This window comes from Geminocystis sp. GBBB08 (genome assembly GCF_016743215.1).
Classification (GTDB): Bacteria; Cyanobacteriota; Cyanobacteriia; order Cyanobacteriales; family Cyanobacteriaceae; genus Geminocystis.
Genome location: NZ_VRZC01000119.1, coordinates 1 through 12,560, shown reverse-complemented (window position 1 = coordinate 12,560; position 12,560 = coordinate 1). Strand labels below are relative to the sequence as shown.

Below are 12,560 nucleotides of genomic sequence, written 5' to 3'. Positions count from 1 at the left end.
CAGTGGGGACAATGGGGATTTCCGGCTCTACCATAGAGTAATCGTAAATAATCGTAAATTTCTGTAACAGTACCTACCGTTGATCGAGGATTATGGGAAGTGGACTTTTGATCGATCGAAATAGCGGGGGATAAACCTTCTATACTATCAACATCGGGTTTATCTAACTGTCCTAAAAATTGTCGTGCGTAAGCACTCAATGATTCAACATATCTACGTTGTCCTTCAGCAAAAATAGTATCAAATGCTAAGGATGATTTACCACTACCAGACACCCCCGTGAAGACAATTAATTGATTACGAGGTAAATCTAAGTCAATATTTTTTAAATTATGTTGTCTCGCACCACGAATACAAATCATTTTTTTAGCTGATAAATTTTTATTTATAGTTGTCATAAATATAATAATTATGCTTCTTTACCTTAATTTAAACGGAATTTAAACTCCATAAGATATTGTTGATTTGGAAATAGTAATCAATGAACATATTTAAGAATTTATGGTTAAGGTATCAAAGGTTTTTACTCGTAGTTTATGTGGCATTATATTATTGACAGGATTTTTGAGTAGTTGTGAAAATAACTCCAATTCTTCTGTTAATGCACCTAGTATAGATCCGAATCAAACTGTGATGATCAAAGGTGCAGGGGCAACATTTCCAGCACCATTATACCAATTATGGATACAGAAATACGGTGAGGGGAAAGATAAGCAAAATATCAAAATTGCCTATGATTCTGTCGGTAGCGGTAAAGGGGTGAAAAATTTTTTAGAGGAAAATGTTGATTTTGGTGCTAGTGATGCCCCTTTGAATGAAAAAGAAAAAAAATTATTTCCTGAAAATAGAGGAAAAGCGCTGCAACTTCCGATGACAGGAGGTTTATTAGTTTTTGCTTATAATCTTTCAAATTATGAGGGGTTAGAAAATATTCGTCTTTCTAGGGAGAGTTATTGTGGTATTACTACGGGTAAAATCAAAAAATGGAATGACCCTCAAATTGTAGCTGATAACCCTGATTTAAGATTACCTGATATTCCCATTATTTTTGTCCATCGCTCTGATGGTAGTGGTACAACTTTCATCTTTACTAGCCATGTAGAAAAAGCCTGTGCTGATTGGAAAAGTGGCTCTGGTAAAGAGGTTGAGTGGCCGGTAGGTATTCCAGCAGATGGGAATGAAGGAGTTAGTACACAAATTCAACAAACTCAAGGTGCTATCGGATATATTGAGTATTCTTACTCAAAAACCAAAAATTTGAAAACGGCTACTATTCAAAACAAGGCTGGTAATTTTATTAAACCTTCTCCTGAAAGTGCCTCTAAAGCTTTTGGGAATTCGAATATACCCGAAGATTTTGCTTTATTAATACCTGTTACAGACATTCCTGACGCTTATCCTATTGTGGGTTTAACATGGTTGCTTATTTATGGTAATTATAGTGATCCTAGTAAGGCGGAAGTAATTAAAGATTTTGTGCAGTGGAGTTTAATTCAAGGGGATGAAAGTGCCACTAATTTAGGTTATTTACCTATTCCTGATGATTTACAACAAAAAGTTATTACCAGTCTTGATAGTAGTTTATAATTTATAATCTTTTTTGGTAATTTTACTTAGGTATAACTAGGTAATTTTACTAAAACTTCTTTTATTTTTATTTAATGATTTCTACAAATAAATAAAATTAGATATTTTAAAATATTATGTGTTCTAAAATACATCTTCAAAATAAAAATTAAATATTATGTTATGTTTAAATAGAGAAATTACTTAAAATATTTGTATATAGATTAAGTTAAGGTTAAAAGTGACAAAAAAGTAAGGAAAATATTTCTCTCAAAATTAATTTTTTATTAAAAATGTCAAATATTGAACTAAATAAACAGGTAAATTATGACAGCTATTATGATTAAAAATGAAGAGAATTCATTAAAAGAAATGATAGCAATTCCTTACAAAGTTTTAGAGGGATTGTTAGAGAAGAAAACGTCAGGTAAATTAATTATTAAAGATCCTAATGATATATCATTACAGTGGATTGTTTATTTAGGAGACGGTAAAATCCATTTTGCGACAAGCACTAGGGGAAAAAGAGAAAGAATAATGTATCTTTTATCTCAATGTTATTCTAAGCATAATTTTTATATTCCTCAAGATTTAGAAGACGATTATCAATTTATTAATCATCAATGGCAACATAATCATTTAGACTTGTCAAAAGTAAGGACAATTTTATCTTATATGACACAGGAAGCCATAGTTCGTTGTTTAACTTTATCAAGAGCTAAGGTACAATTTGAAAAGATAGTTGGTTTAAATCCTTTAATACTAAATCTTAGTCTAAAAGCTCTGATTAATCCTATTAAAGATCAAGTGCGTCAGTGGGTACAAATTAGAAATGAAATTAGCTCTCCTTTTATACGTTTAGAGATAAAAAATTGGCAATCAGCAAAGACTTATTTTGGTAGTAATATAGAAAAAGTTGATCAATTAGAATCATTAAAACCTTATATAGATGATCATTGCACATTATATGAAGTTGGCAACTATTCAGGTAAATCTGTTTTAGAATTAGGTTTATTTTTTCAGCCTTTAATTACTCTAAATTTAGTAAATATTAAACCTTATCAAGAAGTAATCAACTCGGAGAAAAAACCGATAATTGCTTGTATTGATGACAGTCAAACTATCCAACGCATAGTCAAAATGACTTTATTAACGGGAGGTTTTGATGTCATTAGTATTACTGAACCAGCTAAAGCAATAAGTATGTTTGTAAGACAAAAGCCTGACTTAATTTTGATGGATATTAATATGCCCGAAATTGACGGTTACAAATTAGCTTATATGATGCGTCAATCGTTGTTACTCAAAGATATTCCCATTGTAATGTTAACAGGAAGAGATGGTGTTATGGATCGAGTTAAGGCAAAAATGATTGGTGCGGTAGGTTATGTTTGTAAACCATTCAATCCTCAAGAATTAGTACAATCTGTTCATAATAACTTACAAAAAAATAATTCAGGAGTAAATTAACCGTGAAAAAAGTATTAGTGGTAGATGATTCTAAGTCTCAACAAACTCTCGTTAATGGCTTGTTAAAGACAATGGGAGTTGAAGTTAATTTGGTTGATAATGGAGAATCAGCGTTACAGTGGTTAAATGATCATGGGCAACCTGATCTTATTTTAATGGATATTGTCATGCCCACCATGAGTGGTTTAGATGTTTGTCGCCATATCCGCAAGGAAATGAATTATAAGACTGTGCCGATTATTTTTGTCACCACTAAAGATGAGGATTTTGATAAATTTTGGGCTTTACGACAAGGAGGAACAGCTTATGTTACTAAACCTTACAGCCCTACAGATTTAATTAATACTGTGAAAAATTATCTTTAAATTAGGCATTAGATATGAGGAATCAGGAATTAAGACTGACACTGACTGGCAAGATGCCTGTTTCACAATTATTAATTATTAACTATTAACTATTAACTCTTAATATGGATTATTTTATTGTGGAATTAAATGATGAACAAAAAATAGCTATTCCTCTTGATAAAGTTCAAGAAGTGATGAGTATTAATTATAATGATATTTGTCCTATTCCGGGAGTAAAAAGTGGTTTATTAGGTGTTGTTAGTCAAAGAGGAAATTTATTATGGTTATTAGATTTATCTCGACTTTTACTGAATTTTAATTCTTTAACTAATCGGTTTAATGCTTTAACTATTTTGGTTACTAAGTTAGAGGAAAATTATATTGGTTTAGTTATCAAAAAATTAGGAGAAATTAAGGATTCAATAATAGATAATAGTTTGATTGTTTCTGAGGAAAATATATTGAATAATTATTGTCAAGGTATTATTTTAGATACCCAAAAACAAATACCTATTATTGAGTTAAGTAAGATTAAAAGTTATGTTAATGAATTAGGAGTTATTATATGAATAAATTGCAGGAAGAAACCATTAATTTTAATTTTTCGGAAACTATTAATATTTTACAAAATAGCGTTAAGGAAAACCCCTCAGATTTAATCGCAAAACTCAATTTAGCTACGGCTTTACAACAAGAAAAACACTATCAAGAAGCACTTAAAGTTTATCAAGCTATTATTCAAGAAGATACTGATGGAGTTTTTGCGGATACGGCGGAAAAAGCTATTGCTGAAATTAAAATTAAGCATCTCACTAAAGAAGTCAAAACTGAAGAAAAATTAACTCCACAGAATCAAGATAATAATCAAAAAGAGTCTGTTAATATTGCCCAAAAAATAGTTAATTTACCCATTGCCTATAAACAGTTTATTGCTTTATTCATTTCTAGTTTAATTTCGATTTTAGGAGTAGTAGTAGCCGGAAGAGTTATTACTATTATTTTAGGTCGATCGCAGTTAGAAAATCAAGCGGTTGCTGAATTAGCAGTATCTGTTATTAATTATAATTCTCGTATCAATGAAATGGAGTCTGGATTTAGAGGGCAAAGTGATAATATTGCGATTATTGAAGCGGCTAAAAGTTATCAAGATACAGGCAAAATTCCTCCTAATTTAAGAGAGACAGTAAGACGAATTTTACAAAATGAAACCAATGCTAGACAAATTGAATATTCTACTTTAATTGGTTTAGATAGTAAGATAATTGTTAATGCTAATAAAGATAGAACAGGTGAACTTTTTACTTTGGATAATTTAGTCACAGAAGTGTTAAAATTTCCTCGCCGTTTACAAACTAATGCCATTATTTCTTGGGATGAAATTTCTGCGGAAAAGCCTCCTTTACCCAGTGGAATTGATAATCAAGATGTGTTGATGAATATTAGTTTTACTCCTGTAATTAATCCTCAATCTCAAAAAATAATAGGAATTTTAATGGCTGGTGAAGTTATCAATAATAAAACTTTATTTTTACGCAAAACTATAGAAGCGGTAGGGGGAGGTTATAGTGCTATTTATATGTTTAATGATGAAAAATTTCAACCAGTTTCTTCTATTTTACAAATTGCCAATAATGATGATGCAAAAACAAATATTCCTTTACCAGAATTAGATTTACTTAAACAAGCAGAAATTGGCACTGGTGGAAATTTAGTCAGTAGAATGTCTATAGAAAATAAGTGGCATACTGTAGCGGTGAAAGCCTTACCTAATTTTAAAGGAGAAGAAATCGCTTTTGTGGTGCGTGGCACTGCTGAAAATGATTTACAACAACTTTTAAATGAAAGTTTAACTTATCAAATTTTAGTTGGTATTTTCACTTTAATTATCGCAATTATTTTAGCTATTATTTTTGGTAACGCTTTGACAAAACCAATTCAAAAATTGCAACAAACGGCACAAAAAATTGGTGCTGGAGATAAAAATATTAGGGCAAAAATTACTTCTAAAGATGAAGTTGGGCAATTAGCACTTACTTTTAATGAAATGGCGGAAAGAATTGAAAGCTATACTGAAGCCATTGAAGATATTGCAAAACAGAGGGAAAAGGAAGCCCAATTTCAGAAACAACAACGAGAAAATCTCCAGAAAAATGTTATTAACCTTTTATTAGACATTGAAGAAGCTAGTAAGGGTAATTTAAGTGTACAAGCAGAGGTAGTATCTGGGGAAGTAGGTTCGATCGCTGATGCTTTTAATGCTACTATTAGAAGTTTACAAGGATTAGTAAAACAAGTAGTTATTTCTGCTAATCAAGTGAATGAGACGGTGGTAGCTAATGGGCAATCAGTAAATCATCTTGTTCAAAATTCTAGCAAACAAGATCAATATATTCAATCTGTTGGAACATCTATTGAAGAAATTACGCAATCTATTGAGAAAGTGAGTGAATCTGCCCAAAATGCGGCTCAAATTGCTCGAAAATCTCGATTGACGGCTAAAGAAGGCGAAAATGTCATAGATGAAACCGTCAATAGCATTTATCAAATTCGTCATACTGTAGCAGATACCTCGAAAAAAGCCAAGCGGTTAGCAGATTCTTCTCAAGAAATTTCTAAAATTGTCAGTATTATTTCCAATATTTCTGAAAAAACAAACCTTTTAGCTTTTAACGCTTCTATTGAAGCCGCACGCGCTGGGGAAAATGGGCAAGGTTTCAGGGTTGTTGCTGATGAAGTACGAAGGTTGGCAGAGCAAGTTACGTTTTCTACTCAAGAAATTGAGCAATTAGTAGTAAGTATTCAAGAGGAAACTAGCGAAATGATGAGAATGATGGAGGAAAGCACAACTCAAGTAGTCACAGGTACGAAATTAGTCAAAAATACTAAAGAAACCCTGCAAAAATTAGCTCAAATCAGTAACGAGATTGATTCATTATTAGAGTCTATCTCACAAAGTACTGTTAACCAAAAATTAATTTCTCAGAAAGTAAATGAAAAAATGCAGGAAGTAGCGGTGGTGACAAAAGAAACGGCGGAAGAATCAAACTTAGTATCTCAGTCATTGCAGGAGTTGGTAAAAGTTGCCACCGAAATGCAACAATCAGCTTCTCGTTTTCAAGTCAGTTGATGGCTGATGATGAATAGTAAATAGTTGATAATTTTATTTCTCCTCATTCGTCATTCGTCATTCCTCATTCTAAATTATTATGTTAGATTCTGTTAGTTTAGCTGCCATTGCACAAGAAGCCCGTAATTGTTTTTTAGAAGAAGATGCCCCAGAATATTTACAAATTTTGAGGGAAGGAATCATTCAATTAAAAAAGTTAATTAATGACAAAAAATCTTCAGAAAAATTAGCTCACTTATATAAAGAATTGGGAAGGGCTGCCCATTCTATCAAAGGTGGTGCTGGGATGGCAGAAATTTTTATTGTTAGTAAGTTAGCCCATAAAATTGAAGATATTTTTGAGGCTTTACAGCAAGATAGAGTTAATGATTTAGATACTACTTTAGAGTTATTAACTTTAGGTATTGATGAGTTAGAAAGTTTAATTGATGCTGAAAAAAATGATACTTTTCAAGATATACAAAATTCTGAATTAATCGATATTTTAGATCAATTTTTAACTACGTTTAATCCCCAACAAGAATTAATTGATATTGGTTTTGCTGATGATAGTTTTATTAATGTTGCTTTAACAGAAGATTTATCCGCTTGTATTGAAAGAGTCAGAGAAATTATTGATAATCCTGAGTTAGCCACAGAGGAAAATATTACTAATAACTTAAATATTTTACTGGAAGAATGTCAATTATTAGGTCAAGCGTTAAATTGTGATTGGTTAGTTAATCTTAGTCAAGTCATTAAAGATTTAAAGTCACAAAATATTAACTCTATTCAAGATTTTACCTTATTGGCGATCGCAGAAATTGAGTATCATCGACAACAATTTTTAGGAAGAGATGCTTCGACAAAAATAAAATTTTCCGAAAATTTTAGTAAGCTATTACCTTTAGAAAAACAGGAAGAAAAATCAGAGAAAAAGTTAGGGGTTAACTCTATAAATAATAGTAATAATAGAAATCTCAGAGTGCCGATTCAGAAAATAACGAAAATGGGAGATATAGTGGGGCAATTGTTAATTTTTTATGAGCGTTTAACTCTCTATGAAAATCAAATAAAACAAGGTAGTAATAATTTGAAGAAAAAAACTAAACTATTATCACCATTGAAAGAAAAAATAGAATCTATTTATGATCAATTAACTATTAATGATAGTAATAAATCTCCAGTAATAAATAAGAAAAAAATAGAAGAATTATCAGACTTTGATAGTTTAGAATTTGACGAATATACTCAAGTTCATTCTGCTTTGCAAAGTTTAACAGAATTAATTACTCAAGTGCAAGAAGTTAGGGAAGATTTTGAGTTAGTTAATCGAGAATTTCAAGAAACATTAATAGATATGAGAAAGTCTCTTGATATATTAGATCAAGAATTGAGACAAGTGCGTTTAGTGCCTTTTATGAATTTAGCAGGTAGTTTCATAAAACCTTTAGAAAAACTTAATAAAACCTATAATAAATCAGTAGAATTAGTCATTGAAGGAAAACAGATTCTTATTGACCAAAATATTATTGAATCTTTAAGAACACCATTTAATCATATCATTAGAAATGCCTTTGATCATGGTATAGAAACTTTAAAAATGAGAGAAAAATTAGGTAAAACTTTACCCGCTAAAATCATCTTAAGTGCAAAACTTGAAGGAAATAATGTGATTTTAACTATCACCGATGATGGAAAGGGAATTGACATTAAGAAAGTATATGAAAAAGCTATTGATTTAGGTTTATTTTCGATTAATACTGAGTTTAATAACTTAACTCGTCAACAAATTTTAAGTACGATTTTTTCTCCTGGATTCTCTACTGCTTCTCAAGTAACTGATTTATCAGGAAGAGGTATGGGTATGGATATTGTTAAAGGAGAAATTGAGAAATTAAGAGGCACAATTCAAGTTAATACAGAAATAGGAAAAGGCACAGAATTTAAACTCAAAATTCCGATGGCTTTAAATATCATCTCTTTGTTATTGGTAAAAATATCAACTCAACTTATCGCCATTCCTTCCGAAAATGTCTTCAGAATTATTCGCCTATCTGATTACGAAATAAAAAATAATAAACTAATATGGGAAAATAAAAAAATTCCTGTCTATAATTTATGTCAAATTCTTCCTTATAATCAAAATATTCCTATAGATATTTCTACTCCTTATGTGGGTTTATTATTAAACATTGGCAATGAAGAAATTATCATTACTGTTGATGCCATTGTTGATGAAAAACCCCTCGTTACCAAAAGTTTTGATGATACAGTCAATATTCCTGCCTATCTTGGGGGTTGCACAATTTTAGGAAGCGGAACAATTGTACCTATTTTAGTGCCAGATTATCTTAAACCCTTATTCACTAATTATCAAGAAAAAACTCAAGAGGAAAAAAGTAATAAAAATATAGCCAATACTAAAGATAAATTATCGGTGCTGATTATTGACGATTCCGTGACGGTAAGGCGTAGTTTAAATCTTGTGTTAACTCAAGTTGGCTATGATGTAACCCAGTGTCGAGATGGTAAGGAGGCATGGAATACTTTGCAAAATACTTTCATCAATTTTGACTTAGCGATTTGTGATTTAGAAATGCCGGGTTTTGATGGTTATAAAGTGCTTCAATTAATTAGAGTCTCGGAAAAATGGCAAAATCTTCCTGTTATTATCCTTACCTCTCGTGACAATAATTTACATCGACAAAAAGCCTTAGATTTAGGTGCAAATGCTTATATAATAAAACCCTTTAATCCTATTAAGATTTTAGAGATGGTGGTACAGATAACCTCCTCCAGCTATAATCAATCTTGTTCGGTATAATTATTTTTAATCGGTTAAGCCATGTTTTAAGGCAAATCTAACTAATTCAGTGCGACTATTTGTACCAGTTTTACTAAAAAGACGGCTAACATATTTTTCTACATTTCTGACGCTAGTTTCTAAAGTTTTGGCAATTTCTTTATTCATTAAACCCTGTGCCACTAAGTCTAATACACTTTGTTCTCTTGGAGTTAAATCAATAGCCATCGGTGGCTCTGTAATGGTAAACTTACTACTGGTTTCTAGTTTATCTTTGATGTCTTTTACGTCTTTTAATAATTCCTCTAATTGAAAATTACCATCTGTATTTTCTTGCGTACTTCTTTTTTTCTCTAACAAATTTCTGACAATCGCTTCTAATTCATCAGCATCAAAGGGTTTTGGTAAATAAGCGTCACATCCGGCAGTATATCCTTCTATGCGATCGCTTGTCATTCCTTTTGCTGTTAAAAAGATTACAGGAATTAAACGAAAACGATTATCTTCTTTTAGTTGTGCCAAAAATTGCAATCCGTTGACTTCTGGCATCATAATATCAGAAATAATTAAATCAGGAGTTTCTAATTCTAGTTTTTCCCATGCTTCTTTTGCATTACTAGCTACTTCTACTTGCCAGTTTTCATTAAAATTAAGGTATGCTTGTAATGATTCTCTAATACCAGGTTCATCATCCACTAATAATATTTTTTCTACTTCTGACATAACAATTATTAATAAAAAGTTTATCTAAAATTATCTAATTTTCAGTATATTGTTTTATGGCATCATATTGGCATTTATCGCAAAAACACTTGAATACATTAGAAACTTGTCCGCCACTGTTTCAAAAACTTTATTTACAACAGTTAAAAAGTCCTTTTAATTTAATTCAAGAAGAAAAAACTCAATGGGGAAAACAATTTCATTTATTGATGCAACAACATAATTTGGGTTTATTTATTGATGATATTCAGACAGAAAACGATGATTTAAAAGTTTCTGTTAAGGCTTTAGTTAATGCCACTGAAAACATATGGAAATCTTCTGATATTATTGCTAGAAAAGCAGAATATCAAGTTAATTATACCATTAAAAATTATTTATTTACCTCTGTTTATGATTTATTAATTTTGTCTGAAAATAAGGCGGTAATTTTTGATTGGAAAACTTACTTAAAACCTCAAAATGAACAGATATTAATTAATAATTGGCAAACCAAATTATATTTGTACATTTTAGCGGAAAAATTCCCCTATAAACCGTCGCAAATTTCTTTTACTTATTGGTTTGTCAAGTTACCTAATGAACCGCAAAAATACACAATTACATATAATAAAATTAAACATGAAAAAACTAGAAAAGAATTAAATTATTTATTAAAAAAACTAGAACATTTAACCACAGAATATATCGAAAATAAAGTTAATTTTTCTCATCATAATAACTGTGAAACTTGTCCTCATCGTTATCACTTTCCTAATTTATTAACAGAATCAAAATTACACCAAAATTTACCAACTTCTCTCGATGATATATAAAAAAATATAAATATCAAAAAAAGGTGGGCATTACCCACCCTACGGATTACTCATTACTAATTTCTAGCGTTTAGCTAATTTTTTACTGGGTAATTTACGCAAACGGATTGATTCTGGCGTTACTTCTACTAATTCATCGGGACCAATATATTCTAATGCCCTTTCTAAACTCATTTCAATAGGTGCTTGTAGTTGCACTAACTCATCACCAGTTGCAGAACGATGGTTCGTTAATTGTTTAGTTTTACAAACGTTAATTTCGACATCTTGGGCTCGATTACTTTCACCAATAATCATGCCTCTATACACTTTTGTACCCGGATGAATGAAGAAATTACCTCTATCTTCAGCATTTTTCATAGCGTAGAAAGTGGAAACACCTTCTTCAAAAGAAATTAAAACACCATTGTAACGAGTTTCTAAGTCACCAACTAAGGGGCGATATTCATGAAAACTATGATTCATAATACCTTCACCTTTTGTTATGCGAATGAAGTCACCACGAAAACCAATTAATCCTCTTGCGGGTACAATAAATTCTAATTGAGTGCGTCCGTTACCGCTAGATTGCATATCCTGCATTTCTGCTTTTCTTTGCCCTAAACGCTCAATACAAGCCCCTTGTGCCTCTTCAGGTACGTCTAAAACGAGGTATTCAAAAGGTTCGTAAGGTTGTCCGTTAACTTCACGATAAATTACTTGAGGTTGAGATACTTGAAACTCGAATCCTTCACGGCGCATATTTTCGATCAAAATACCTAAGTGTAATTCTCCTCTACCTGATACCACAAATTGTTCTGCGGATTCTCCATCTTCAACTCTTAAGGCTACGTTTGTTTGTAGTTCTTTATCAAGACGATCACGAATTTGACGAGATGTTACAAATTTACCTTCTTGCCCGGCAAAAGGAGAGTTATTGACAGAAAATGTCATCCTTAAAGTAGGTTCATCGACTTTGATCAATGGTAATGCTTGAGGTTCACTAGGACAAGTAATTGTTTCACCAATATTCGCATCAGCAAAACCAGCAACAGCTACAATAAAACCGGCACTAGCTTCAGGTAACTCTACCCGTTGTAAACCTTCAAAACCCAATAATTTACTAATCCGAGCTTTAACAATACTACCGTCTTCTTTAATTAAAGCCGCTTGTTGTCCCGCTTGAATTGTGCCGTTATGAATTTTACCTATCACAATACGCCCTAAATATTCGGAATAGTCAAGGGTAGTAACTTGCAATTGTAAGGGTTTAGTAGGATCTCCAGCAGGAGGTGGAACATGACCTAAAATAGCTTCAAATAAGGGTTGCATATCAATACCCTCATCTTCAATTTTATTTTTAGCATAACCACTGATACCTGAAGCATAAAGGGTGGTAAAATCGCATTGGTCATCATCAGCACCTAACTCTACAAATAAGTCAAATACTTTGTCAACAGCTTTGTCTGGTTCAGCTTGAGGTCGATCAATTTTATTAACTACAACAATAGGACGTAAACCTTTTTCAAGGGCTTTTTTAAGTACAAAACGGGTTTGAGGCATTGGCCCCTCATTGGCATCGACAATTAAAATACAACCATCAACCATTCCTAAAACTCGTTCTACTTCACCGCCAAAGTCAGCGTGGCCGGGGGTATCAACAATATTAATTAATGTGTCTTTATAACGTACTGCTGTATTTTTAGAAAGGATAGTAATTCCTCTTTCTCTTTCAATATCATTGGAAT

Annotated in this window: 9 protein-coding genes and 1 pseudogene; 7 read left to right on the top strand and 3 right to left on the bottom strand. The window is 31.5% G+C overall.

Annotation, left to right across the window (positions count from 1 at the left end):
• Positions 1-362: pseudogene (locus tag FWJ34_RS13995) on the bottom strand (excinuclease ABC subunit A); the annotation flags it as partial.
• Between the two features lie 139 nt (positions 363-501).
• On the opposite strand from FWJ34_RS13995, the gene pstS reads away from it, so the two are divergent.
• The 6 genes from pstS (at position 502) to FWJ34_RS13965 (ending at position 9,316) form a co-directional block, all read left to right on the top strand.
• On the top strand, positions 502-1,587 hold the full coding sequence (gene pstS, locus FWJ34_RS13990; RefSeq protein ID WP_308255947.1) for a phosphate ABC transporter substrate-binding protein PstS: 1,086 nt from the start codon (positions 502-504) through the stop codon (positions 1,585-1,587).
• A 306-nt stretch (positions 1,588-1,893) separates the two neighbouring features.
• Positions 1,894-3,036, top strand: coding sequence for a response regulator (locus FWJ34_RS13985; protein ID WP_308255946.1), 1,143 nt, complete (start codon positions 1,894-1,896; stop codon positions 3,034-3,036).
• 2 nt (positions 3,037-3,038) lie between these two features.
• On the top strand, positions 3,039-3,401 hold the full coding sequence (locus FWJ34_RS13980) for a response regulator (protein WP_308255945.1): 363 nt from the start codon (positions 3,039-3,041) through the stop codon (positions 3,399-3,401).
• A 104-nt stretch (positions 3,402-3,505) separates the two neighbouring features.
• Positions 3,506-3,952 carry a chemotaxis protein CheW gene (locus tag FWJ34_RS13975; RefSeq protein ID WP_308255944.1) on the top strand — a complete coding sequence of 149 codons (447 nt, stop codon included), beginning with the start codon at positions 3,506-3,508 and terminating at the stop codon, positions 3,950-3,952.
• Positions 3,949-6,510, top strand: a complete 2,562-nt coding sequence (locus FWJ34_RS13970; protein ID WP_308255943.1) for a methyl-accepting chemotaxis protein — start codon at positions 3,949-3,951, stop codon at positions 6,508-6,510. The genes FWJ34_RS13975 and FWJ34_RS13970 overlap by 4 nt, the downstream gene beginning before the upstream one ends.
• 79 nt (positions 6,511-6,589) lie before the next feature.
• Complete coding sequence (locus tag FWJ34_RS13965) at positions 6,590-9,316, top strand: response regulator (RefSeq protein ID WP_308255942.1); 2,727 nt, start codon at positions 6,590-6,592, stop codon at positions 9,314-9,316.
• Between the two features lie 6 nt (positions 9,317-9,322).
• On the opposite strand, the gene FWJ34_RS13960 is transcribed toward FWJ34_RS13965, so the two are convergent.
• Positions 9,323-10,018, bottom strand: coding sequence for a response regulator transcription factor (locus FWJ34_RS13960; protein ID WP_308255940.1), 696 nt, complete (start codon positions 10,016-10,018; stop codon positions 9,323-9,325).
• 56 nt (positions 10,019-10,074) lie between these two features.
• Between FWJ34_RS13960 and FWJ34_RS13955 the strand changes: the two genes are divergently transcribed.
• Entirely contained in the window at positions 10,075-10,833 is a 759-nt protein-coding gene (locus FWJ34_RS13955; RefSeq protein ID WP_308255939.1) for a PD-(D/E)XK nuclease family protein, read from the top strand.
• A gap of 63 nt (positions 10,834-10,896) precedes the next feature.
• Here the strand turns inward: FWJ34_RS13955 and typA are convergent.
• On the bottom strand, positions 10,897-12,560 hold a 1,664-nt coding region (typA, locus tag FWJ34_RS13950; RefSeq protein ID WP_308255938.1), incomplete at its 5' end, for a translational GTPase TypA.